General features: G+C 65.6%; 20 protein-coding genes. 9 read left to right on the plus strand and 11 right to left on the minus strand.

Annotation, left to right across the window (positions count from 1 at the left end; genetic code table 11):
- Positions 1-7: 7 nt before the first annotated feature.
- Positions 8-1,456, minus strand: a complete 1,449-nt coding sequence (locus DEA06_RS10430; RefSeq protein ID WP_116647912.1) for a recombinase family protein — start codon at positions 1,454-1,456, stop codon at positions 8-10.
- A complete protein-coding gene (locus tag DEA06_RS10435; RefSeq protein WP_165817973.1) occupies positions 1,419-2,831 on the minus strand; it encodes a recombinase family protein in 1,413 nt (470 codons plus the stop codon). Before DEA06_RS10435 ends, DEA06_RS10430 begins: the two co-directional genes overlap by 38 nt.
- A 123-nt stretch (positions 2,832-2,954) precedes the next feature.
- On the opposite strand from DEA06_RS10435, the gene DEA06_RS10440 reads away from it, so the two are divergent.
- Positions 2,955-3,656, plus strand: a complete 702-nt coding sequence (locus DEA06_RS10440) for an AbiV family abortive infection protein (protein WP_205781260.1) — start codon at positions 2,955-2,957, stop codon at positions 3,654-3,656.
- A 75-nt stretch (positions 3,657-3,731) separates the two neighbouring features.
- The gene (locus DEA06_RS10445; protein ID WP_116647915.1) at positions 3,732-5,150 is read left to right on the plus strand and encodes a hypothetical protein; all 1,419 of its coding nucleotides are present in this window, start codon (positions 3,732-3,734) and stop codon (positions 5,148-5,150) included.
- Positions 5,151-5,163: 13 nt separating this feature from the next.
- Here DEA06_RS10445 and DEA06_RS10450 read toward each other — a convergent pair whose 3' ends face one another.
- Positions 5,164-5,490: a hypothetical protein gene (locus tag DEA06_RS10450; RefSeq protein WP_116647916.1), complete on the minus strand. Its 327-nt coding sequence runs from the start codon at positions 5,488-5,490 to the stop codon at positions 5,164-5,166.
- A 99-nt stretch (positions 5,491-5,589) separates the two neighbouring features.
- Positions 5,590-6,441, minus strand: a complete 852-nt coding sequence (locus DEA06_RS10455; RefSeq protein WP_116647917.1) for a hypothetical protein — start codon at positions 6,439-6,441, stop codon at positions 5,590-5,592.
- Positions 6,442-6,769: 328 nt separating this feature from the next.
- Between DEA06_RS10455 and DEA06_RS10460 the strand changes: the two genes are divergently transcribed.
- Both DEA06_RS10460 and DEA06_RS10465 read left to right on the plus strand, forming a co-directional pair.
- Positions 6,770-7,834 (plus strand): hypothetical protein, encoded by a 1,065-nt coding sequence (locus tag DEA06_RS10460; protein WP_133241745.1) that lies wholly within the window; start codon positions 6,770-6,772, stop codon positions 7,832-7,834.
- Positions 7,831-10,539, plus strand: coding sequence for an ATP-dependent RecD-like DNA helicase (locus DEA06_RS10465; protein ID WP_116647919.1), 2,709 nt, complete (start codon positions 7,831-7,833; stop codon positions 10,537-10,539). Before DEA06_RS10460 ends, DEA06_RS10465 begins: the two co-directional genes overlap by 4 nt.
- 165 nt (positions 10,540-10,704) lie before the next feature.
- Here DEA06_RS10465 and DEA06_RS10470 read toward each other — a convergent pair whose 3' ends face one another.
- The 4 genes from DEA06_RS10470 to DEA06_RS16380 all read right to left on the minus strand — a co-directional run bounded on the left by DEA06_RS10470 (position 10,705) and on the right by DEA06_RS16380 (position 14,864).
- On the minus strand, positions 10,705-11,649 hold the full coding sequence (locus tag DEA06_RS10470) for a hypothetical protein (RefSeq protein ID WP_116647920.1): 945 nt from the start codon (positions 11,647-11,649) through the stop codon (positions 10,705-10,707).
- Between the two features lie 57 nt (positions 11,650-11,706).
- Positions 11,707-13,155 (minus strand): hypothetical protein, encoded by a 1,449-nt coding sequence (locus tag DEA06_RS10475; RefSeq protein ID WP_116647921.1) that lies wholly within the window; start codon positions 13,153-13,155, stop codon positions 11,707-11,709.
- A 259-nt stretch (positions 13,156-13,414) separates the two neighbouring features.
- Complete coding sequence (locus DEA06_RS10480) at positions 13,415-14,365, minus strand: hypothetical protein (protein ID WP_133241746.1); 951 nt, start codon at positions 14,363-14,365, stop codon at positions 13,415-13,417.
- Position 14,366: 1 nt separating this feature from the next.
- Positions 14,367-14,864 (minus strand): hypothetical protein, encoded by a 498-nt coding sequence (locus tag DEA06_RS16380; RefSeq protein WP_133241747.1) that lies wholly within the window; start codon positions 14,862-14,864, stop codon positions 14,367-14,369.
- 108 nt (positions 14,865-14,972) lie between these two features.
- Between DEA06_RS16380 and DEA06_RS10490 the strand changes: the two genes are divergently transcribed.
- Positions 14,973-15,410 (plus strand): hypothetical protein, encoded by a 438-nt coding sequence (locus DEA06_RS10490; RefSeq protein ID WP_116647924.1) that lies wholly within the window; start codon positions 14,973-14,975, stop codon positions 15,408-15,410.
- 348 nt (positions 15,411-15,758) lie between these two features.
- Positions 15,759-16,802 (plus strand): DMT family transporter, encoded by a 1,044-nt coding sequence (locus DEA06_RS10495; RefSeq protein ID WP_116647925.1) that lies wholly within the window; start codon positions 15,759-15,761, stop codon positions 16,800-16,802.
- A gap of 187 nt (positions 16,803-16,989) precedes the next feature.
- On the opposite strand, the gene DEA06_RS10500 is transcribed toward DEA06_RS10495, so the two are convergent.
- Complete coding sequence (locus tag DEA06_RS10500; protein ID WP_116647926.1) at positions 16,990-17,361, minus strand: sulfate permease; 372 nt, start codon at positions 17,359-17,361, stop codon at positions 16,990-16,992.
- 208 nt (positions 17,362-17,569) lie between these two features.
- Here DEA06_RS10500 and dprA point away from each other — a divergent pair, with 208 nt between their 5' ends.
- On the plus strand, positions 17,570-18,568 hold the full coding sequence (dprA, locus tag DEA06_RS10505; RefSeq protein WP_116647927.1) for a DNA-processing protein DprA: 999 nt from the start codon (positions 17,570-17,572) through the stop codon (positions 18,566-18,568).
- Positions 18,569-18,637: 69 nt separating this feature from the next.
- Entirely contained in the window at positions 18,638-19,891 is a 1,254-nt protein-coding gene (locus tag DEA06_RS10510) for an ATP-binding protein (protein WP_116647960.1), read from the plus strand.
- A 16-nt stretch (positions 19,892-19,907) separates the two neighbouring features.
- On the opposite strand, the gene mobF is transcribed toward DEA06_RS10510, so the two are convergent.
- Positions 19,908-23,456 (minus strand): MobF family relaxase, encoded by a 3,549-nt coding sequence (gene mobF, locus DEA06_RS10515; RefSeq protein WP_116647928.1) that lies wholly within the window; start codon positions 23,454-23,456, stop codon positions 19,908-19,910.
- A 252-nt stretch (positions 23,457-23,708) separates the two neighbouring features.
- Here mobF and DEA06_RS10520 point away from each other — a divergent pair, with 252 nt between their 5' ends.
- On the plus strand, positions 23,709-24,419 hold the full coding sequence (locus DEA06_RS10520; RefSeq protein ID WP_240606907.1) for a DNA cytosine methyltransferase: 711 nt from the start codon (positions 23,709-23,711) through the stop codon (positions 24,417-24,419).
- On the opposite strand, the gene DEA06_RS10525 is transcribed toward DEA06_RS10520, so the two are convergent.
- Positions 24,353-25,182 (minus strand): ISL3 family transposase (locus DEA06_RS10525; protein ID WP_116647929.1); only part of this gene is annotated, 830 nt, incomplete at its 5' end. The genes DEA06_RS10520 and DEA06_RS10525 overlap by 67 nt on opposite strands.

The raw sequence follows: 25,182 nt of genomic DNA on the forward strand, positions 1-25,182 counted from the left end.
AGTCCCGTCAGGCGCGAGGACGCAGCTCGATGCGGGAGTCGAAAGACTCGCTTGGGCGCCCGGGCTGAATGGTCAGGCATGAGACGGGCGCGTCGATAATCGTGCGCTGGTGGCCGACGGCCAAGACGTCGATGGTTGACGCAGCGTCTGGGTGCTGCCGGAGGAGTTTGACTCGGAGATGCCTGCGGAGATCGGTGTCCGCCTCGGCGATGATCGACGTAGAGCGACGGCGTCGGCGAAGGAACACCTCGTGCGTGATCTTTCCGGCACCGTACTGCTCCGCGGCTGTGATCATCTCTGTCGATGCGGCTGTGAGCATCGCGAGAAGCGTTGCGGGCGTGCATACCGGGAGGCGCGTTGACGCTGAGGACTGAAGTCGTGCGACCTCACTGATGACCGCTCGATCAGTCCGCTGCATGTCGGCGGCGACGCGGCCACACGAGGTGGATTGTGCCCGGCACCGATACACGCGTTGCCCTTTGCTGGTGACCGCGCTCACCAGCCGGTTACCGCACCTGCCGCAGCGTGCCATCGCGCCGAGCAGCGTCGCGGATGAACGAGTGGCATCGCGTCGAGGTCCGAGTGGAATGGCGCGGATCAGCGCAGACTCGTCGGGCGTAATAGCCCTTTCCCATCTCCCTTGGTGGGCTCCGCGTTGAGCGTGAAGCCGACTGCTGGTCAAGATCGCTCGCACGGTCGTTGCACCCCACGAGGTTCCACCGGCAGGGGCAGGGATGCCGGCGTGGGTGAGCTGACGGGCGATCAGGGCGACGGATAGGCCAGCGAGGTAGCTGTCGACGATGCGCCGTAGCGTCCAAGCCTCGGGCGGGTAGAGAGTTCCATTGTCGAGGTACCCGTAGTGGCGTCCTCCGTGGAGTAGCCCGCGCGTCGCGCGTTGCTGTTGAGCTCGGGCGACGCGGGCGCCTTTGTGAGCGGATTCGTAGTTCGCGAACGCCACGAGTTGACGGGCGAACAAACGTCCCTCGTGCCGGTTGAGGTCGAAGGACCCGCCCTGCACTGACTCGACGCGGATGGGGCGGACGTCGAGGAGGTCGAGAAGCTGTTCGAGTTCGCGGGGTTTGCGGTAGAGGCGGTCCAGGTGCCACACGACCACGGTTCCCGCCTCGGATCCCTCGAGTTGTCGAAGGAGCTGCTGGTAGGCGGGGCGTGCGCGGTCTTGGTAGGCGGAGACGGCTTCGTCGACGAACTCGACCGTGCGCACGTAGCCGAGCCGGGCGGCGAGAGCGGTGCAGTCGGCTCGCTGCTGCTCGATGGAAGCGTGTTCGCTGGTGCGGTTCGCGGAGATTCTGAGGTAGGTCAGGGCGGTCGTCGTTGCGATGAGGCACTCCGATGCAGCGCAGCCCGCACGCCAGCCTCGCAGGCGCGCGATGGCCGCGCGGGGCCGCGGACGGTGACAGTCAGGGGCGGTAAGCGATGCGGACCCGACCCGGGTCAAAGCGGCGCCCAGGCCGGCCAGGAGCGATCCGGAGTCGGGCGATCAACGTGGTGACCACCGCGCGCCGGTCGGTGACATCGAGACCATCCCACCACATCTCCAGCGCTTGCCGGTTCCCAATCGGCGCCGCGTAGAGCGCGATCGCCCCGTTGGCGGAGACCAGGCGCCGCTCGACGTCACGGAGCGCCGTGGTGGCGGCCTCGACACCGCTGCGGTGTTCCCGGCGGGTGATGACACGGTCCTGGTAGTCCTGGTCGAGCTGACCGATCCGGGTGTTGATCTCCGCGACCTGCCGCAGCAGCCCGCTCGTCGACGCGCTGTCCGCGCCGGCCCGCGGACGGCTGAGGCGGTGCAGAATGCGTTCGGTGACGTAGGCCTCGAGGTGGGCGGCGTTGATGCTCAGGCCACCGCGCTCCGGACGGGAGGGGTCTTTCTGGCAGGTGTACCGCTGCGTGTTGCCGGTGGGGGAGAGCTTCCCGCTGATGGTGAGGCCGGCGCCGCACTTCCCGCAGTGCGCGATCCCGCCCAACAGGGTCGGACGTGCCGGGGTGGCGCGGTGCCGGGCGGGATTGGCGAGGATCGCCCGGATCTGCGCGGTCTCCTCCGGGGTGATGATCGGTTCCCAATCACCCGGGCCGAGGATCTCCCTCCCACCGGCGGGATCCGCCCGGGTGTCGGGAGCGTAGGCGCGTTGCCCGGAGATGCGGGCGGAGGACAGCACGCTGCGCACCGTGTACGGATGCCACAGCCCGGACGTCCCGGAACCCGCGCGCAGGGGCGGGATGCCGGAGCGGTTGAGCCACGCGGTGATGGAGCGGAGCGACTCGCCGGCGAGGAACCGGTCGGCCATCTGCCGGATGACAACGGCCTGCTCCGGGATGAGAACGCCGCCGGGTCCGTACCCGTAGCGGGCGGGGCCGTGCCATGCGCCTTGCTCGGCGAGGCGCTTGTTGGCGCGTTTGACGCGGTCGGACTTGTGCCCGGACTCGTACGCGGCGATCGCGACGAGCTGGCGGGCCATGAGCCGACCTTCGGTGGTGTTCAGGTCGAACCCGCCACCGCGGACGGCCTCGATCCGCACCGGGTGCTGCTCGACCAGATCGATCAGGTCCTCGAGCTCGCGCGGCTGCCGGTAGAGGCGATCGACGTGCCAGACGATGATGTGCGTCACCCCGGCCCGCTCCTGGGCCACGAGCGCGTCGTACCCGTTCCGTCGGCCACCATCGAACGCGGAGACGTCGTTGTCGATGAACACCTGCGGATCGGTGAAACCGAGTGTCGCGGCGTGAGCGAGGCAGTCTTCTTGCTGGCGTTGGATGCCGGCTTGCAGGCCGGTGCGGTCCTGCGAGATCCGCAGATACACCGCCGCGTCCATCCGCATCTCCGATCTGAGTTCTTGCCAGGCTACGGGCCGCTCAATAGGGGCCGCGCGGACGACGGTGTCGAGCGGTCACATCGCTGTGTCGGGGGAGCGGTCGACAATGGATGCGTGGACACGATGACCCCCGAGTTTGCTCGTCGGTTCTGGAAGAGCCTGCTCGACAACGCTTCACGGCTCATCACCGACGCGAATGCCCTGCTCGACGCCGGTTCACACGGACGCGCGAGAGCACTGACCGTACTTGCGCAGGAAGAGCTGGGAAAGGCCCTGTGGGTCTATCAGGAGTTCGAAGGCGCTTGGAGCGAGGGCACCGAGAGTCCACGCGCCGTGGGCAGGCTCAACTCTCACGGGCGGAGCCATGTCGCGAAGTACCTTGAGGCAATCGAGTTCGGCAGCGAGCTCGAAGCCTTCTGGGGCGACTACCCGGAGATCGAAGAACCAGCCGACGGAGAGAGCTGGGATGACGTCTTCGCTCGTCGTCGCGCACGAGCGGATGAGGCTGCGAAGGCCGCCAACCAGGACAAGCAGTTCGGCTTCTACGTGGACCTTGACTCCACCGGCGGAATCGTCACGCCGCAGGATCTGCCGGCGGATCGCGTGGCAGAGGACCTCCAACGTGCTGCACGCGTCGTCGAGATGCTCCTCATTCGTGACCACACGAGAATGAAGCACGATGCCGTCACCGAGTACGACAGCACCGGCGAGATGCAGTGGCGACTGATGCCGATCTCGCACCCGGAGGAGTTCACGGGCTTCGTTCAGGCTGTACGGGATCGTGACGGCAATGACGAGGGCGAACCCTCTCCTCGGGACGACTGATCACGCGGCACGCAGCAGGAAGCGCCGAATGGTTGTCGTCACCGTCAGGTCATGTTCGGCGCGGAGGATTGACGCATGGCGCGTATCCCTCTGAATGACTTGCAGCTAGAGATCCTCACCTGGATTCGTGACGGCACACCCGACGGTGTCTACGAGGACTACCGGCCCCGCATCGTTGCCCGCGCGCTTCACAACCGCGGCCTCGCCGATGTGTCCGGCCACGGCAAGAACTGGCAGGCCACGCTCACGGCCGACGGCGCCCACTACCTCGAGCACGACGACTATCCGCCCAGCGATGACGACCAGGGAGTCGCGTCACCGCCCCATCCAACACCGACAGCCAGGAAGCCCGCTCCCGCGCCGAAGGCAGACGCGGAGGCGAAGCCGCGCAAGCCGCCACGGGTGGGACCGACGGACGCGATGATGAACGCCCTCACCGCCGCGGAGGACCATCGGATCGAGATCGAGTACGACCAGGCGCAGCGCTACCGGCAGCTTGCGTTGACCGCGGTCCGGTTCAAGAAGATCCACGACGGAATGCAAGTCACCGTCAGCAGCGACCACCGCACCCGCACCGCCCACGTCACCCTCGAACCCCTCCCGGAATGGCGCACCCGCATCCTGGACCCTGTCCCGGTGCCGGGCGCTCTCCGCGACCCCTCCGACGTCATCAAGGCGCTCCGCACCCGCGACGATCTCGACATCCGGACGGCGGAGAAGAACCGAGCCCTGCGCCTCGTCGAAGCGCTCGTTGTGGAAGCGCGGCGCCGCGAGTACACCACCACGGCGATTCCGGCGCCGAGGAAGGATCGCTGGGGGTACGTGCAGCGCACCGAGGAGAACACCGGGCATATCAAGATCGCGCTCGGACCCGACGAGTACCGGCTCAGCATCTACCAACTCACCGCGAAGATCGAACACGTCGCCACCAAGAGCGAACTCGCTCGCGCCGGCAGGGGATATGCACTCCCGAGATGGGACTACGTCCCCACCGGTCGCCTCGGCGTCCGCATCGATAGCAAAGGCGGCACCTTCTGGGGTGACTCCTGGACCGACCGCGACGACCGGCCCCTAGACGACGCCCTCGCCCAGATCCTCCAGGAACTCGAACTCCGCCACGACGCAGCCGTAGATCGGAGACTCGAAGAGGAACGGCAGCGTCTTGAACGTAAGCGCCAGTGGGAAGCCGCCCGGGAAGAGGCCGTTCAAGCCCTCACCGACAGTCACCGTGCTGAGATCCTCCTCGACCAGGTCAGCAGGTCACGTGACGTCGCCGCAATCCGCGACTATGTCGCCTGGCTCGAACAGCACATCGACGCCGTGCTCGAAGGAGAAGCGGAAGCAGACGCCCGCGAGTGGGCGCAATGGGCGCTGGAGTATGCCGAGCGAATCGACCCGCTTCGCCAGCGACTCCTGCTCCCGACACCACCCGAACCCACCGCGACAGCCCTTGCTCAGTTCATGGGCCGATGGAACCCGTACGGCCCCTACTAGGAGACGGGGTGCTTTAGGCTCTCGCCGCCTCGGTCAACAGCTGTCGACCCGCATCCGTCATCGAGAGCCAGTACTGCTCCGTCCTCTCCACCGGTTGGTCCCAGTGGCGGTAGCGGGCCATTCCGAAGTGAACTTCAAGCAGCCCCTCGGCGCGAAGCTCCTCCGCGTACGGGTCGGTCCCATGCCATGGCGTCGATGCGGACCAGAAGTATGGTCCGCCGCGCTCTTTCCAGATCTCAAGCAGGCGTCGACCAGTGTCCCTCGTCCCCGCAGCGACGTCAGGGGATTCCAACTCGTCCACGACTCGAAGCAGATCGAAGTGTTCGGGCGTCATCTCCACGAGACACAGCGTATGAGGGGGTGCCGACATCACATTCCGATGATCAACCGTGCACATTGGCGAGAAGTCAAGTTGGTGCTCGACGGTAGTGCCCCGCGTCTACTCGTCTGGGTCCGGCTCACTGGACCGTTTGATGTCAGGTTGCCGCACCGAGAACTCCGTCAGTGCGGCAGCGTCCCGCGGATCGAGCGCTTGGACAGCATCTGCTTCGTCGAGATGGCCGCTCGCCGCGAAATGCTGTGCCACAGCCTGCTGCTGGGCCTGAGCCGACAACGCCCGAATCGCCTGAGCATTCTGTATCCGCAGCGCTATCAGCTGCTGCTCGGCCATCTCGTTCTCGAGCCGAGACCGCCGCAGCTGCTCCTCTCGCAGCTCCCGATCAGTGCGCGACATGGCGATTCGATCCTCGACCGTTTCTTCTGCCACTTTCGCCTCTGCGCGCTTGATTTTGCGCCGAGAGCCCAGCGTCGCCGCGGTCTCGATAACGCCTGCGGTCTTGCTCAGCGCTTCGACGCCGGTGCCGATCGCCGCCAGCTCCTCGCCGAACGGATTACGGTAGGTCAGCTCGCGGACCGCAATGGCGCTCGGCGCTCCAAGGGCAACAAAGTCGCCGACCAGGGCCGCGTACAGCTCAGGATCCAGAACATCGAGGCCGACGTCGATGGCAAGCCACCAGGGCGTGATGGATCCATCGACTATCCGCTCGTAGTTTGTCCGACTGACACCGCCTTGCTTGGCGTCAAGACGGCCCGGGACGCGACGCCAGAAATAGTCCGGAGGAGAGTCGTGAAGATTCTCGCGGAGGTTCCGTCGGGTTCGTGCGAAGTCGGTTGCACGGTAGGAGAGGCTCGACTCGGATTCTTGTGGCAGCCGCTCGCTCGCCGCACTCAGTTCAGAGTCCGTCGGGTACTTCATTCGCTCCGACGCGGTGCGTCTGAGCGCGGAGAGCATCGCCGTCGTCCCAACATCAGCTGACACTCGGACCGCCCGGACAAGTGCCTCCAACTCTGCCGGCGAGCTGGAGGGTCCCAGGTCCACGTTGATTCGCACAATCTCCACGTCGCCACCGTAGCGGTGCGGCGCTGTCTACAGACGACAGATAGTGGCATTCGTGCTGATGGTGACCGACGCGCTAGAACGAGGCCGGCCGTGCGATTCGGCTATCGCCCTCCCCGGTGCATGATCGGTCCCGATACACGCACCTGAGGAGCGGTCGGGGCCGGGACACGGCGATTGCCATAGCCAACCACGGAACTTGTCGGGACGTTAGCCTTCAAACGTGCCTGATGTCGACCGTGCTTCCGCCGTTGTCCAGGAGACGATGGATCGGTTCGATGACCCTGCCGTAACGGTCGCCGCACTCACGCGGCGGTGTCAACGTGTCGCGTCGCTGCGGGGCGACGCTGTGGCGCTCGCCTGGCTATCGCTTGAGTCGACGGATATCGCCAACGAGTTCAAGAACAAATCGGAAGCGACGCGCGAGACCCTCGCGGCTCGCTTGCTCAAGACGATTCCGAGTCGTGAGGCCAGTGTGAAGTGGAAGGCGGAGTACGACGGCTACATCCGGCGGAGGACGCTGCCCGACAAGCAGGAGGCGAACCTTCGCAGTGTCCAGCAAATCGAGGAGCTAGCACAGATGCTGCGGGAGCAGGAGGCGGCAACGCTCGTCCCGCCGCCGCACGGGATGCACAGTTACGATCTCGGCAAGCATGTGGCCGAGCAGGCGCAGGGCCGTGCGCGTCTGGTCGAGTCACGTATTCCGCTGGAAGCTGTGCTTGCCCGCATCAAGGACCGCCTCTGGGAGTTCCTGACTGAAACCGAGTACGAGCTCACGTTCGGGGAGGCGACGGCGGAGACGTTCGACCGGCTGCGGTCATACGTCGACAAGCAACTGACGACGATCGCGCCCCCGGCCCTCGAACAGTTTCAAGCAGCGTATCGCCGGCTGAAGGACGGGGGCGACGAGGACCGGGCTCACGCGCTGACGTCCTGTCGGCGAGTACTGAAGACTCTGGCAGACCAGCTTTACCCGGCTAGTTCGGAACCGGTCACAGGCTTCGACGGGAAAGCCCGGGTGCTTGACGACGCGAAGTTCGTGAACCGGCTCGTGCAGTATGTCGCGGAGACGGTCGGCAAGCATGAGAACGGCGCTGTCGTTCAGGCCGCGCTCGAAGATATCGGTGCACGCCTCGGCGCGCTCAACGAGCTTGCCAGCAAGGGCGTGCACGCCGAGGTGACGACGTATGAAGTCGACACATGCGTTGTCCAGACCTACTTGGTGGTCGCGGATGTGCTGCGCATCCGTGAGCGCGCCGCCCCTCCGGAACGAGGAGGCACAACGTGAGCAGCGTCGAGACACACCTGCGCAGCATTGACGGCGTGATCTGCAACAACATCACTGCGCTCTCAGACGATCGTGCCTTGCTGTCGCAGAACATGCTGTCCCAGCTGCGAAACCTGGTTGAAGGCGTCGCCGTGCTACTTCACACGAAGGACGGCTCCACAGAACACGACTACGCCGCCATCGAGGCTGGCCTCGCGTTCCTCAAGACGCAGGGCAAGCTCAGCTTCCTCAGCCGTTTTTACCGGCTGCTCCAGCCAAGTACTTCTCACTACACCTTTGACGGTGACGGCTCCGAGCGGTTGATGCTCAAGTACTACGAGTATCTCCACCGCGTCCGCGACCTCCTCAGCAGAACTTTTGAGCTCGACGTGTTGCACAACTTGGAGGACTTTCCGGTCGATCTCGACCCTTCGCTCCGGGAGTACCACCAGAAGATCGCCGAACGTGTCCAGGCCGCCCGCGACGCGACATCACCCCGCGACCGCTCATCGCGCTACTACGTCCTCAAGACACGGCCATTCTTCACTGGCGGACGGATCTACTACGAGGTGACCTTCGCTACCCCCTCGGACCGACCCAGCATCAGCAAATTCGACCACGTCATCGCCTTCACCGAGCACGACATCAGTGACAAGCACGCCGCAAGCCTGACGCTACGCAATGACGAGATCGAAGTGCTCGGCCAGACCATGCCGATCATCCTCGTCACGGCGTGGGAGGTGTCCATCCGCGGTTGCGAGTTCGAGAACTTCTCCCGTTTCTTCGGACCACGCTCGCGCGTGAGCACGACCAGCAACGAGTACAAGAACCTCATGCGCTACCTCACCCGGACCGGGTCAACGTTGTTAGACGTCATCGACCTCCCAGACACCGACTACGAACGCATCAAGGCGTGGGTACTGACAGACACGAAGACACCGACCATCTACCCGACGCTCGACGACGCACGCCGCATCATCCAAGACACCCGACCCGGCTACCTGCTCCTGCGCTACTTACTGCTGTCCATGCGCAACGTCGTCATCCGCAAGCAGTACAACCCAAACGTTTGCGGCAAGCTATCCAACCTCCATCTCCAATGGGGCTGCATCCCGTTCGAGCAGATGCCGTTCTGCACCTACCCGATGGGCCACCGAGCACGCTTCTGGGACCTCTTGGAAGCGATCGACCCGACCGACCGCGCCCACGAGATGCTCGCCCGGCGCATCAACAACAACGTCGATCGCCGCGGCATGCTCTATACCCCGCTGTCCGAACTCGATGACTTCGGTGATGACGTCATCTCGCTCATCGACCAGCACAACGCGCTTCTCTACAACAATCCGCGACATCAGGCCCGCTGGCTGGAAGTCCAGAACGGGCACGTCTTCATCCGCGGCTACGAGAACGACGTCGTCCAGATCGTCGAGAAGCTGCAAAGCCACACCACCAGCGGCGTGGGGGGATGGGAATCAGCGCTCTCGAAATGGATGAACGAGCTTCAAACCCCGCTTGATGATCCAACGAAAGCCGCCGCGCTGAAGTCGCTCTACACAGAGTCACGTGTCGCGCTGGTCTACGGCGCCGCCGGGACAGGCAAGTCGACGATGATCAACTACATCGCCAACTACTTCAACGGCAAGCCGATGCTGTTCCTCGCGAACACGCATCCGGCCGTCGACAACCTTCGCCGCCGGGTACAGACCCAACACGCCGAGTTCCGCACCATCGCAAGCCACAACTGGAACTCAGGATCCACGACGGAGTACGAAGTCCTCGTCATCGACGAATGCAGCACCGTCAGCAACGAGGATCTACTCGAGGTGCTGGGCAACACAAAGTTCAAGCTGCTGCTTCTCGTCGGTGACGTCTACCAGATCGAGTCGATCCAGTTCGGCAACTGGTTCAGCATCATGCGCTCGTTCGTGCCGCCCTCGTCGGTCTCTGAACTGGACAAGCCGTGGCGTTCCGACAACCCTCAGCTGCTCGCCCTGTGGCAGAAGGTCCGCGGTCTCAGCGAGGACATCACCGAGACGATGACGCGCGGCCATTACTCGACCCCGCTCAGTCCGGAGCTGTTCGGGCGTCGGCGGGACGACGAGATCATCCTCTGCCTCAACTACGACGGGCTCTACGGCATCAACAACGTCAACCGATTCCTCCAGAGCAGCAACCCTAACCCGCCGATCGACTGGGGCCCGGCGACCTTCAAAGTGGGCGACCCCATCGTCTTCAACGACAGCGAGCGCTTCAAAGGGCTGATCTACAACAATCTCAAGGGCACCATCGTCGGCATCGACCGACAACTCGGTTGGATCCGCTTCGAAGTGGAGCTCGCCCGCACCGTCACCGAACTCGACGCCTGGGGCCTGGACCTCACCTGGCTGCATGACTCGGTTGTTGCCTTCGACGTGTACGAACTAGCGAACAGCGACGATGACGACGCCGCCCCGAACACCTCGGTGCCGTTCCAGGTCGCCTACGCCGTCTCAATCCACCGTGCTCAAGGCCTTGAGTATGAGTCCGTGAAGATCGTCATCACCGACGCGAACGAGGACGCGATCACACACAACATCTTCTACACGGCGATCACCCGCGCTCGCGAGTACCTGCAGGTCTTCTGGACCCCGGAGACAGAGAAGGCGATCATCGCGAAGATGGAGCCGAAATCGACCGCCAAAGACGTGAACCTCCTGACCACCCGCCGCGGCCTGGTGCGGGCGTAGCCGAGTTCGACCCACGAAGCTCCTCACTCCGCAACCATCATCGAACCCGGTGTCGGGTGAATGGCGGAGCGAGAGCGGCGCATCCCGCAAGCACCACAGAGGCTGGAAGAATACCTACTTACCGCAGTAGCGCTCTCCGACGGGACGTGACGCCCCGCAAGATTCTTAGCGAGTCTGGCGGTAGTCGAACACGGCTAAGCGCAGTTTGTCGAACCAGTTGGCCGTGTGGATGATCCGATCAAACTCGCCTTGACGTGAAGCGAGCAGTTGCGAGCGGGACAACTGGCTGAGCTCCTGCCAGTCACCTCGGAGGATGTACAACGCGTTCCCGACCCTGGGGTTCTCGAACGCCACGAAGTCGGGACCGAACTGGTAGCCGATATAGCGCTGCAGACCCGTCGTGCCGACCATTCGCTGCTCTGGCCGAAGCGACTGCACTCGCACGAGCCTGTCGATCATGATGTCGATCTCGTCCCGTGACGTACGCGGCCCGAATCGACGCTCCAGCAGCACGCGGGTCTCCTCGCGAGTTCCGTCCGGCAGGAACTCCCAGCCAAAGGTTGAGTCGGGGATCTGGGGGACGCCAGCCTCATCCAACGGCAGGACTGAGACGCTGCCGAACCATGTCCTCGCCAGCGAGGCGGCATACAGGTACTCGTCATCGTTCGCAGGGTCATAGGGTCCCCGGAGTTCGAGCAGAACCGTGCCGACGAGGGTGGCGACCGGCTCATCCACCAGGGCCACGGACGCCTCGATCTGTCGCCCATACAGCCGTTGCTTCTGAAAGACCTCGCGACCGAACGAGACCGTGTGAGTCCCGCCCCCTTGGAAGTCGGGAGCCTCGATGCTCCACGAGTGCCAGACCTTCGGAAGATCCCGCCTCACCTTGAGCCGGCCCGTGATGTTCCACTTCGACCAGCGTCCCGTGCTGACGCTTGGCACACCCATCCATTGCGAGTCATCAACCTCATCGAGGCCCAACGCGTCGACCCACGCTGCCTGCTGCTCGGGGCTATGGCGACGTGCCGCACCGAACACGAATCTGACGTCGCCGATAGCGTCGATCTGTGCCTTGATCTCCGGCGGAAGTGTCCTGAACCCTGATCCCACTGCCAACCTCCTCGACGTTGAGAAGTCCGATGAAGAGAGCTTCAGCCTAGGGCCTGGCTACAACTTCGAGGCGGACTGCTTGGTTCCCGGTCGAGCGTCGACGTAGACCACTTCGAGCGTCCATCCGCTCTGCTTGCGAAGCGTGGCAAGGGTGTCCTCGATGGGCTTAGTGCGCTTCGGGTCGAAGTCCGCGTCCGAGTACCCGACGCAGAGGTAGACGCCGATAGTGGCCCGCTCGCTGGTCATGTACTGCGGCAGTTGCTTCGACGCCCCCGAGAAAAAGTGCGTGCTCGGGATCAACTTCACTTCGAGCAGCGCGGACTTGTCCCAGCCCTGCGAAAACTTGAAGTCGACCGGTCCACGCCCGATGTTGCTCTCACGGGTAAGGCTCACGTCGGCGTAGCGGCAGTGAGCGGCGAACAGCGTGGATGCGATCGCCTGGACAATTTTCTCTGGTAGCGGCTTCGTCCTGCCCTCGTTCCAAAGCGCCATCCACAAGTCGGTGTGCTCCACGGCGTGCTGGAACTCCTCAGCGAGCGCTACCACCCACCTGGCGAAGTCGTCCTTCGTGGTCGGGGCCGACAGAGGCTCCTGCTTGGCGGCGGCAGCGCGCCCGATCTCCGCCCACTTGACGAGGCTCTTAGGGTCGACGTCCACGTCGTAGGGGTGGTCATCCTGCGCGGCCACGCCGTTGAGATAGTCGACCACGAGGTCAGGGTGCTTCCATGCCGCCCGGTGCCCTGCCGCCTGCTTTTCGGTCTTGGAGAGCGTGATGTTGAGTTCGTAGTTGAGTTCTGCGCGAAGATCCGGCCCGACATTGGCGTCAGCCCACGTCCAAAACGAGTCAGGCGTGACGACCGGGATGTCCTTCAGGAATCGTTTCGGAACGAGGAGGACGCCCTCTTCGGTGACAGGGCTCTTCGGCAGCTCAACGCGCAACATGTCCCAACGCCCGGTCGTCTTGCCCCATCGTGCTGCGCGCATCGGGACTTCCTCGATCTTGACCCCGTGGCTCGTGGCCATCGCCTGGGTGTACTCGACGAACTTGCCCTTCACAATGTCACAGAAGATGTCGCTGATCCGGTCGACGCCGAGCCCTTCGCAGAACAGCGAGAAGGTTTGGATGTGCTCTAGCTTGTCGATTCCACGGCTCGCGAGTAGGTCGAGTGCCTCGGTCATTCTGCGTGCGTACTTGAACCCGGCACCTGAACCTTTCGGGTGCCCCATTGACAGGCCCAGCGCGAACTCGCTTGGCTCGGGGAATCGCAGCATCCGCAAGGCCTTCAGCCAATGCGGCGAGGTCTCGTCTCCTTCCGCCAGACGCACGAAGTTGAGGGCCAGACTGAAGAACGCGACCACGATGTCGCGCGTCTCAGCCCAGAATGCGTCCTCGTCCTCGAACACCAGGAACGGGTCGACATACAGTGGCGTGTCAGTCGAGAGTTCGCAGTCGAACCAGTCGTCGGCGGCCGTCTTGGTAACGCCGAAGTGGCTACTGAATCGCACGAGATCTCCCCGGGGTCGCGCGCGGGGCACACGTGCCCGCTGATCGCGACCTTAGCGTGCACTAGCGGCCGACGAGGCGATCGACCGACCTGAGATGTCACGTTGTTCGGCGCGAACGAGTGATGCGCCGACGCTAGAAGTGGCAAAGCAGCGTCGCGACCGACCGGCGCACGCATGTTCAGTGAGGAGATTGGGGTACATCACATCTGATCTTGGTCAGTGCTTGGCCGGGTGAGGGCTTGGAGCTGGCCTGACAGCCTCAGACTTCGTCGACTTGTTCACTCTCACCGTCGCCTGACTGTGACATGTCATTGAGGTCCCAGTTCTTCATCTCGTTGAAGCCCTTGCAAGGCCCGAGATCTGCGTCGCAGTTGAGGTTGCCGTGTTTGGCGGCATCGCGCAGGCGGGGGTCGTCATGTAGGGGCCCCATATCTTTCGATTCTTCGACGATCCTGGCCAGCGGGTATCTTGGGCGGGCCACGAATGAGACCTCGGCCGCTCTGATGTTCAACGCGTTCGCGTGTGCTCGGACGAGCAAGATCTCGCCCTCAGAGTGCTCGCAGTGGACAGAGTCACAGATGGTGCACGTGCCCTCGTCGGTGCGTGAAGCAACCTTCGGGTAGAGCTGACCCATCTGGTGGTCGCAGTCCTCGACCAGCTCCCCGCATATCGAACATTCGAAGTCGCTGACGAGCCCAGCGGATACGCCCATCCGAAGATGCGAGATGTTGATTGGACAGTCCGTCCTGTACTCGTCGTCGCGAAGCAGGACCGGACAGCCGAAGAGTCCGCGTTTGAGGAACGCCGCGCGATGGATGGCTGCATGCGCTACCTCCATGAGTTCGTGATCTTCGAGGTAGTTCAAGGCGTCCATCGCAGCGTTGACCGACTTCTTGATGTGCGGTTCGACGGCGTCGAGCGTCGACTGGTTTGTCTCCGACCAGAACTCGATCCATTGCGCCCGCTTGTCGCGTTGAATGGCGCGGCGCGCATCCTCGTCAGGTTCGATAAGCGCGAAATCTAGCGAGGGTATGGATGGAGCACGGTCACCCAGTAGTTCGATGGCGGCGGCGTACTCGGAGGCTGCGACCTCAAGCGCTTCTCGGCCGTGGTGGTCCAGGTACCTCTCCCGTAGGGGACCGCCTGACGGCGGGATCGGCCCGGCCTGCATGATCAGCATCTTGAATCTGCCCCCGCTTCGTTCAGCCACGTCAGCTCCCCTGGCTTCCGCCCCCGCCTTGTCCCTGCTGGAGTGCCTTCAGCGCCTCAACGACCTCGGCGCCGCGGCCTTCGATCTCGTAGTTGCGGCCGGTCGACGTTTCGGCCACGGTCACTCTCAGAGGAAGCTGACTGGCTTCCTCCTGCTTCCATCCCTGAGAGTCCGCGCGATAGCTGATGAAGAGCGTGACGGTGAAGATGAGCCAATCGCTCGCCATCTGCAGGCAAGCCAGGCCGAGCGACCACATCTCCGGGTCCACGCTGTACTCCGCGAGATACTCGCGAGTGCCGCTCGGAGTGGCGAACTCCACGGGCGCGCCCGCTGATCGCGCGACTTTAGGCAGGTACCTCACCGTGTCGGTGTAGCGAGGTATGTCGCTACCTTGTGTGGGTGCCCGCGTCGGGATCACATACACGGTGTCAGCGTTGACGGTGTCGGGCAGTGATCCAGGGAGCGGAGCCCACTTGCCCTCGGTGATTCGGGCTGTCATGAACGGAGTCTAGCCGCGGACATCTGGAGCCGGTGCATCGCGAATGTCGACTCCAACGGCGCGAGCATCGCGAAAATCCGCACCAACACTATGGACAAGAATACGGCTGTGGAAGCAGACGAGGTCCCTGATGAGGTCGCGATCCTGCTCGGCCGTATCGTGTTCTATGGGGGGCGCGTAGACACTCTTCTGGGCAGGCTCGTCCCGCCGAAAGGTGAGCAACCAGGTTCGCGAGGCTTGAGCGGGAAGCAGCTGACGGGGGCGCTGGCCGACCACGCTTCCAACGACCCCGCACTCGCCGCGGTGCTCGCAGGCTACGAGGAGCAGTATGAATGGCGCAACCGCATCATTCATGGTGCGCTCTCTCTTGGCGCCGCCGCCCTCTGGATCTGGCACATTCCAATCGGAGGTCGCGGCGCAGCAGCACAGAGCTTTCAGCTCCGGATCACCGACCTTGAACGCCTCGCGGAGAGCTGGCGCAATCTCGCCGACGCCGCTCATGCGCTCCTCCACCGCAACCAGCCTGACGGCCCCGCCGACGGTTGATCGTAGGAACGTTACGGCTGTGGAAGAGAGAGTCGTCTCCGACTGCACGGCCGTACTGATCGGCGCCGGCATTCGTTTGGCTCGAGTTCTGGCGGCGCTGCATTCTGCCCACAGTGCGCCGTGGACCCCTAGGCGTATCTGGGTCGAGGAGCGGTTCCCGCCATGTCGTCCGGGGCCTCACGCGGCCGAGGTCTCGTCCAAGTGGACGATTCGTTTCGGATGAAGAAGACCAGATCAGGAGTATAATTTGACGATCAAAATGTAGGGGGATTGCAGCGAATACCACATGCAAAGAATGACACCGCTATTGGTGGACCGATCTTCGGGACTAGCGTCGAGAGTGTGAGCATGGGCATACGGAACATCGGCGTCCAGGCCGGGATCGCGTCGGCTCTGCTGTTCGGCGCGGGAACGCCGGTCGCCAAGTTGCTGCTCGGAGAAGTCTCTCCGTGGCTGCTCGCGGGCCTGCTCTATGCGGGCTCCGGTCTGGGGCTTGGTCTTTACCGGCTCGTGCGGCGGCTGCCAAGGGTGCGGCTTCAGCGGCATGAGCTTCTGCCGCTTGCGGGAGCGGTGTTCTTCGGCGGGATGCTCGCCCCGGTGCTGCTCATGTTCGGACTGTCGAACATGCCCGCCTCGGGCGCGTCGCTGCTGCTCAACGCCGAAGGGGTCTTCACCGCGGTCCTGGCGTGGGTCGTGTTTCGCGAGAACGTGGACCGCCGGATCGCGCTCGGCATGGGCACGATTGTCCTCGGCGCCGTGGTGCTGTCGATCCCGACCGGGCAGGCGCAGCTCGGTGAGGTGTGGCCGTCGCTGGCGGTTCTGGCCGCGTGCCTGTGCTGGGGCATCGACAACAACCTCACCCGGAAGGTCGCGCTCACCGACGCGACCTGGCTGGCCGCGGTCAAGGGAGGTGTCGCCGGCCCCGTCAACCTGGGCCTGGCATTCCTGCTCGGCGCGACCCTGCCGCCCGTGTGGAGCATCGCCGCCGCAATGGGAGTGGGACTCCTCGCCTACGGCGTGAGTCTCGTGCTGTTCATCGTCGCCATGCGCCATGTGGGGACGGCACGCGCGGGCGCCTACTACTCCGTGGCCCCGTTCTTCGGTGCCGTCGTTGCCCTGTTCATGGGGGAGGCCATCACGATCCCGCTCCTGATCGCCGCCGTCCTGATGGGCGTTGGCGTGTGGCTCCACTTCACCGAACGGCACGAGCACCAGCACACCCACGAGCCCATGACGCACGACCATTGGCACCGGCACGACGACGAACATCACGACCATGAACACCCCGAGCCGACCTCGGCGGGAGTCTGGCACCGTCACGAGCACGCCCACGCAGCCGTCACGCACTCGCACGAGCACTTCCCCGACGCTCACCACCGGCACACGCATTGACGCGCGTGCAGTAGCCGCGCCGTGGCCGGCTGGCTGACCGCGAAAATGTAGGTGGGATTGCAGCGAATACCACATGGAATCTCTGACGCACAGACCATGAGCGTCGAGGGGAGTGGGTGAGGTGACCTCGCCGGAGATGGCTGAGGGGTGGGCGGCTATGCCGCCCACCCCTCAGCTTGCTGGTTGTCTACGCGCCGATGGCCTCGAAGCGGGCCGACTTCATGGCTTCGCTTTGTCGGCGCACGCGGCGTCGCTCGCCAGCCTCTTGGATGTGGACGCGGAGCAGGACGATGAGGCTGACCGGACCCATGACGATGAACTTGAGCGCGTTCCAGATGAACAGGATCACTAGCAGGTTGAGCCAGCCGGGGCCACCGTCTGCGATGAGGTTGGTGCAGATGCTCGCGGCGAGCAGGTACGGGGCGGCCAGGAGCATCGCCGGGACACCCCACTTGAGGCCGCGGCGAGTGCGGATCAGGTCGAGCAGGATGTTCGTCGGCATGTAGCGGCGAAGGAAGTAGCGGGTGTGGATGCTTGCCGCCCAGAGCAGTCGAAGCATGGTTGGGCCTCTCATCAGACGTGTTTCTCCGTCGAGGAGGCAGAACATGATGAGTGGCCCCGAAGGGACTGTCCCGAAGGACCCGCAGAGGATTGGAACGCTGCCTCCCTCCTAGGGTACGACTTCCGGGCGACATTCGTAAGAGGTGCACGCTTCGCGCCTGACTCCGAGCGCGCACCTGCCTGGCACAGTCTGATGGGAGCCGGGCATGGTCACGATCACCTCTCTCGCCAAGGACGAGCGAACCGCCAGGGTCGCTCTCGCCGCCACACTGGAGCCGGATGACTCGGTGACGGGCACGCTCGTGGCCGCGGTCGGCGCGGCCGAGGCCGTGCGCCTGGCCGCCGGCACCGGCGCGTTCCCGAAGAAAGTCGATGCGGTCGAGGGCGAGTTGTGGCGGAAGAAGGTCGCTCCTCGCCTTGATGTGCGCACCATCACGCGGGCGCTGTCCGAGACCGACCGGCTGGGGCTCCGCATCATCGTTCCCGGTGAGAGCGACTGGCCCAGCGGCCTGAACGACTTGGGCGACCGCACGCCGACCGCATTGTGGGTGCGCGGGGCCGATTCGTTTCTGACCACACCGCTTCACGATCGGGTTGTGACGATCACCGGCGCCCGCGCAGCCACCGGGTACGGCGAGCACGTCGCCGTCGAGCTCGCCTCCGATCTGGCAAGGACCGAACGGATCGTCGTCGCCGGCGGTGCCTACGGCATCGACAGGGCCGCCCACAGCGCCGCCTTGGCTGCCGGAGGGCAGACGATCGCGGTGCTCACCGGCGGCCTGGACCGTCTCTACCCGGCAGGCAACCACGAGCTGCTGGAACGCATCGGGGACGTTGGCCTACTCGTCAGCGAGATGGCCCCCGGTGCCGCGCCGACCAAGTGGCGCTTTCTCGCCCGCAACCGCATCCTGGGCGCCATCTCGGGCGCGACCGTGATCGTGGAGGCCGGCTACCGCTCGGGCTCGCTCAACGTCGCCGCCCGCGCCGCCCAGATCGGCCGCCCGGTCGGCGCGATCCCCGGCCCGGTAACGAGCGCCGCGAGCTCGGGCACTCACCGACTGCTCCGCGAAGGCATCGCCTCCCTCATCACCGATGCCAGCGATGTCAACACCCTCACCCGCCCGACCGCCGCAGCCAACGGGCGAGGGGTTGAGCCTGACGCCGGGGTCGGCCGCTCCGCGCGTCGTCCGGGACGATCCTTGTAGTTGCGTCAGGACCGCGGCGCGGGTCCGCAAGTCTCGGGCGATGTCCTCGCGCATCCCTACGCTTGGAACATGACCTTCACCGCACTACACCGCGCCCTCGGGGTCGCACCGGGGCCGTTGACCGATGAACTGCTCGATGCGGCGGTGAGCGGCGGCGTGGTCGAGGCGAACGACCTGGATTGGAAGTCTGAGCTGCCGCCGGCGAAGGGGCTGCCGCAGACGGACTTCCCCAAGGATGTCGCCGCGATGGCGAACAGTGGCGGAGGAGTCATCGTCTTCGGCGTGCGGGAGTCGCAGAAGGCCGCGACGGAGCGGGTCGACGTTGGTGAGTTCGATGAGGCGCACGAGCGGTCGCTCCGCAGCGCCGCGATCACCGCCATCTCCCCGCCGGTATTCGGGCTAAACGTGCATCGGCTCGGCAATGAGGGCAAACGCGCCGTCGTGGTTGAGATCCCGTCAAGCCTCGACGGCCCGCATCTGATCTACAGGAACGACTACTTCGGTGCGCCCGTGCGCAACGACTCGGACACCGTGTGGATGAAGGAGCGGCAGATCGAGGCGATGTATCGAGCGCGGTTCGATGAGCGACGCCACGCCACCGAGGCACTGAACAATCTGTTCACCGAAGCCGCGGGTGGGCGCAACTCGGGCGAGCGCGCCTGGCTGATCGCCGTCGCCCATCCCCGTGTTCCCCGGTTCCGGGATCGGCTGACTCGGGACGAGGCCCGTGCGGTGCTGACCAAGACCGAGGGACTGGCCCTGACCTACGCAGGCCGAGGTGGGGTGCATCCGCTGGAGAGCGTCGACAGGCACAACCCTCGACCTGGCCTGCGGCGCTGGGTCGCGGTCAACACCGCGACAGGCGAGCGGTCAACGTGGAGAGAATCGTGGATGAGCATTCACCACGATGGCTCAGTCACCCTCGCGACAGCGGTAGGCGGGCATCGCATGAGCAGCGACAGCTACTTCGAGGGCTCGCAGGTTCAGTCGACTGGCCTTGAATGCGGCATCGCGGACTTCATGGGACTCCTCCGCGCCACCGCCGAGGCGACCGACAACGACGAGTACGACATACGAGTTGGGATCGAGTGGACCGGTGAGCAACCACTGACCATCCTGACCACAGACAACTTCGGTCAGACCTTCGACGGTGTCTCGACCCCGCTGCACTACTACACCCCGGTCGAGACCACCGTGAACGCGGTCGAGCCCGCGCTGGACTACTACTGGCACGTCCACGACCTCGCCCAAGACTGCGTGAACCAGGGCGGCGTCTCGAACGTGCGGATGATCCAGCCCCCGGAGCGGACCGACCAGCAGTAGCCGCAGGCTGCTGTGCTTAGAGCGATGGCCCAACGCCGCGCTGAGTCCCTGTGCGCCGCGTGCTTTCCTGCTCTCGCTGCTCGGCCTGGGTGAGGTTCTGTGCCCGGTCGAGCGCGGCGCGGGCGCGGGCGGCGTCGACCTTCTGAGCATCGCCCTCCGCAGGTGCGCCAAGCGGGAGCGGATCGGCGATCCCGTAGCGATCCCGATACGCCGCGACGGTGCGTGCGGCACGCCGCCACATTTGCGCTGCTCGTTCGTGCTTCGGCTGCTTCCCGAGCACCACGATCCACTCCTTGCCCTCGCTGACTGCGGCATCGAGGAGCGCGGTGGCGCGGGCTTCGATGAGGTCGCGTCGCTCGGTGAGCGCCTGCCGGAACTCGGGGCTCATGGTTCCCGTGGCCTCGGGGATCAGCCCGGCGATCAGTCGCGGCGCCTTGCGGGCGCGCCCGGAGCCTGCGGGTCGCTCGGTGGCCTTGGCGACGCGGTAGTGGAGGACGGCGGCGATGTCGTCGGCGTCGGTGAATCGTCGTGCTCGCACGAGGCGCGGGAGCAGCGTCTGGGTGTCGTGGTGGTTGGCCTCGGCCCGGCGAAGCTCGGCGGTCAGCGCGCCGAATGCCGGGGAGTCGATCGCGGCTTCTGCCTCCTCGTCGGTGAGTCCCGACGCACGGACGAGGCTCGCCCAGCGATCGCGTTGCGCGGCAGCGGCGATCGTCTCGTACTCGGCGGCGAGCTGACCGATGTTCGCCCATGCTTCCTGCTCGGCGGTGATCGTCTCGTGCGCGGAGAGCTCGGCGCCGACGTGCTGCAGAACCCCGAACAGCACGCTTCGTGCGGTGGCTTCGATGTTGTCTCCGGGGTGCGGACCCTCGTGCGAGTCGTCGGGCTTGTCGACGGCGACGTAGGCCATGTTCGCCTGACGGCCGCGGGTGAGGGCGACGTACAAGTTCTCTCTCGTCATTGAGGCGTCGACCAGGACGTGCGCTGTTTCCGTCGTGATGCCCTGCGCGCGGAAGGAGGTGACCGCGTAACCGAGGTCAAGGTGTTCGGCCACGTACCCGGCCGGGAGCACGACCGACCCGCCCCAGCGGTTCGCAGCGCGGCGGAGTGTGAGGGAGCCGTCGTCGCGGACCTCGGTGACTGTCCACCTGTCGCCGTTGCGGACCCAGCCGCGGCCGGCGCGCAGGCGTCGGTTGTTGTGCCGGGTGATGACCGAATCCCCGGCCGCGGCCCTCGTGCCGTCGTGCAGTTCGACCTCGCCCAGCGCGTTCACGGTGCCGTCGAGGATCAGGTCCGTGCGGGCGCGCTGGTTGAGCGCGAGGACAGATTCGTTCGAGTCAGTGACCAGCACGGTCGCGCGTCCAGCGATCCAGTCGGCACGCCACGCGGCGTAGGCGGTGTTGATCATCGCCTCAGTCTCCCCACCGTGGATTCGGCCGTGCTTCGTATAGGTGTCGATGACCTCGGTGCGCCCGTGCCGCAGGCCGACCGAGGCGGCCTTCTCCCACTCGTTCGTGAACCTGTGGACGTCGACCAGCTCAGGAGCGTCGTCCCGGTCATGCACGAGCAGCGAGAAGGCCCCGCCGGCGTCGACCGACTGGAGCTGCGCGTAATCGCCCACCAGGAGCACCTTCGCGCCGCCCTCGGCTGCGAGGCTCGTGATGCGGTCGAGGGAGAGCGTGCCGGCGAGGGAGGCTTCATCGAGGATGACGAGCTGGCCGGTGAGGAACGTCTCGCCTGTGCGCTCGTGGGTGTCCCACCACTTCGCCGTGTTCTCGGTTTGGATGCCGAGGTCATCGGCGAGGACCTGCGCCGCGACCGCGGAGGGCGCGAGCCCGACCACCGAGCCGGGGCCGTGCTCGGCCTCCCACGCTCGGCGAAGCGCGTTCATCGCGGTCGTCTTGCCCGCCCCGGCGGGACCTACGAGGACATCGACGATGCGGCCGGAGACGGCGACTTTCGCCAGCGCAGCGGCCTGATCATCGCCGAGCATCTGTCCTTTCCGGTCGGGTCTCGCCGCGATCCGCTCGACCGTCGCGAGCGGCACGGTCGGGCCGGTCGTGGTGCGGGCGCGCTCGAGGAGGCGGTCTTCGGCCGCCAGCAGTACCTCGGAGGAGAACACGGTCGAGTGCTTCGGCCGGAACACGCTGGTCCCGTCTGGTCGCTGGAACACCGCGGGGCTCGATGCGAGGTCGGGCGGCGTCAGCCGCAGCGACGCGGCCTCGGCCGCGTCCACGACCAGGCCGACGATCGCCTCCCGATCCTCGGTGGTCGCGAACCTGTAGCGCATCGTCTGGCGTGCCGCCTCGGCGGTGAGGTTCCACCGCCGCCAGGTTGAACGCTTCTCACCGACCGCCTCGACCACGCATCCCCCGAGCGACGCGATCACGTCCAACGGCACGTCATCGGCGCGCAGCAGCAGCGGCTCCTCGTTCGCCGCAACCCCGCGCGCCCACGAGGTCGCATCCGATCCGAGGACGCGGTCGGCGCGCTGCCGCCACTCGGCGGTGAGGTCCGCGAGGGAGTGGACCTCCTTCTCCGGCCGCGTGGAGAGGGTGGCTTGGGCGCGGAGTTTCATGATCGTCGCCGGAGCGGGTCGCCGACCGTGTTTGGTGACGTACTGCTCGATGAGGCGGTCTGTCTCGACGTCGATGTGCCGCGACCTCGTGGAGAACTCGGCCACCAGCTCCTCCGGCACACCCGCGATCGCCCACGCCGGGTTCCGATCGCGGCCCATGTCGCGGGCTTCCCACTCGACCCCGAACATGCGGGTCAGGTGGTCGGCGAACACGGCCTCGTGCAGCTCCGACAAGGCGACGGTCGCTGCGTGCATCGGCCGCCCGTCCAGCGAGCGCCATTTGCCGTCGAGGATGGTCTGCACCTTGTTCGAGATGACGACATGCGTGTGCAAGTGCGGATCGCCCGCCCGGCTGTCGTAATGGTCGTACCCGGTTGCGATCAGCCCGTGAACGTCTACCTGCGCAACCGCGCCGTTGCGCCCGGTTGCGCCCGTGCGGGTGGCTGCAACCTCCCGCTCCATGAACGCAACCACCTCCGCAACCGCCGCATGATGCGCCTGTCCGATCAGGGATTGCGTGCCCGCGTCCGCGACCGCCCACAGCACCGAGGCGGACTTCGGGATGGAGAAGGTGAAGTCGTATCCCGCAACCGCCCGCCGCGTGCCGCGCTCGGCCTCCTCGGCCTCGATCGCGGCGACCGCCTCCGCCCGCGAGACCGGCCCCAGGGCAGGGTCAAGGTCCGCGACGCGCTCAGCGACCCGCTCCGCGACCGGCTGGTACGCGGGGTAGGCACGGCCCAACGGCTTGCCGGTGATCGGGTCGCGGCCCATGCCGACGAGGAGCTGGAGCTGGGCTTCGGAGACCTGATCGCCCTCCACGATCTGGCCGCCGCCGAGGCCGGCGACACCGGCGCCGAGCCACCTGCCGGGCGGGGTGCCCTCGGCGTTGTAGTACCTCGTCAACGGCGTCGAGAGCGACCTGTCGCCGTCACCTGCGGCGACCGTGCGCAGCAGGTACTTGTAGCCATCGCCCGCCGACATGACGCGCATCGAAACCGTCACCGTATTGCCTCCGCCCGCTCGTAGGAGAGGTGAGCGACCGCGCGCCCGACGGGCGGGCGACCTCGATCTGCAAGAGGCGTGGTGGCTCAGAAGCGAGGTGGACACGACGACTTCGGACAGGGCGACCTCGGCGCGCACGGCTGGTCGCGGGAGATGCGCCGAGCACCTGGCAGGTGACCAGCCCGGCATCGAGTTCACGAGTGGGCGACAGCCGGGGATCACCGATCCGCCGGAGTCCTCATGCACGAATCGAACGGAGAACACGACAACCGCCGTCTGCGGGTCGGGTCGCTGTTCTCCGGCTACGGCGGACTCGACCTCGCCGTCGAGCAGGTCTTCGACGCCCGCACGGTCTGGTTCTCAGAGATCAACGATCCCGTCGCCCGCGTCTTCGCCCACCACTGGCCCGACGCCCCGAACCTCGGAGACATCACCACGATCGACTGGAGCACCGTCGAGCCGGTAGACGTGCTCTGCGGAGGCTTCCCCTGCCAGGACGTCTCCACGGTCGGCAAGCGCGCTGGCCTCGCGCCGGGCACCCGCTCGGGACTGTGGGCGCACATGGCGACAGCGATCGAGGCGCTGCAACCCGAGTGGGTTGTCATCGAGAACGTTCGCGGGTTGCTCTCCGCGCCCGCGATCCGCCCCAGACCGATAGGAGACGACGATGAGCGACGCAACCCCGACACCGCAACCCCCGGCGGCGCAACCCTTCGCAGTGTGGAACCGACCCGTGGGGTCTGGGAGACGAGCCAGCCCGACCTCTACGGGCGCTTGGCGCCGTACTCGGAGACCTGGCCGACCTCCGGTACAACGCACGATGGATCGGCCTACCCGCTTCCGCGATCGGCGCACCCCATCCCCGATTCCGCATCTTTATCGGCTCATCGCATTCCAGGGTGTAGCGCGGGTCTGAATCCTCCGCTCTCGAGGAGTGATCTGGCGATGTAGTTCGTGAGGTTGCGGAAGCCGAGGGCGGAGCCGCGGAGGTGTTCGAGGCGTCCGTTGATCGCCTCGGTCGGGCCGTTGGAGGTGCCGGGTCGGTCGAAGAACGCGAGGACGTCGACGGCGCGTTGTTTCAGGGTGCGTCCGAGGCGTCGGATCTCGACGAGCGCGGCGGGGACGCCGCTGCTGACTGCATCGATGACGGCTTGCATCATCTGCTTGCCGAGCTTCTTGTCGGGTTCCCGGTACGCGGCGACCATGCGCTGATAGACGCCCCAGGTCGCTTCAACCTCGACGTGCTCCTCGATGGCGAATACCGCCTTCAGGCGTGCGGACTGCTTGTCGGTGAGCAGGCTCGCCCCGGTGTGCAGGGTGCGTCTCGCTTTGTAGAGCGGATCGCTGGCGCGACCACGATGCCCGAGGGTGGCCTGCTGGACGCGTTGCCGGCACCGGTCGAGTGCCTCGCCAGCGAGCCTCACGACGTGGAACGGATCCATCACCGGGACCGCGTCGGGAAGCTCTTCCGCGGCGGCGGTCTTGAACCCGCTGAACCCGTCCATCGCGACCACCTCGATCTTCTCCCGCCACTCTTTCGGGCGCCCGGCAAGCCACTGTTTGAACACCGCCTTCGAACGCCCCTCGACCATGTCCAGCAACCGTGCAGGACCGGTCCTGTTCCGTGTCGGGGTGAGGTCGATGATCACCGTCACGTACTTGTCGCCGAACCTGGTGTGCCGCCAGACGTGCTCATCGACGCCGATCGTGGTGA

It is taken from the genome of Microbacterium sp. Gd 4-13, assembly GCF_003095395.1.
Classification (GTDB): domain Bacteria; phylum Actinomycetota; class Actinomycetes; order Actinomycetales; family Microbacteriaceae; genus Microbacterium.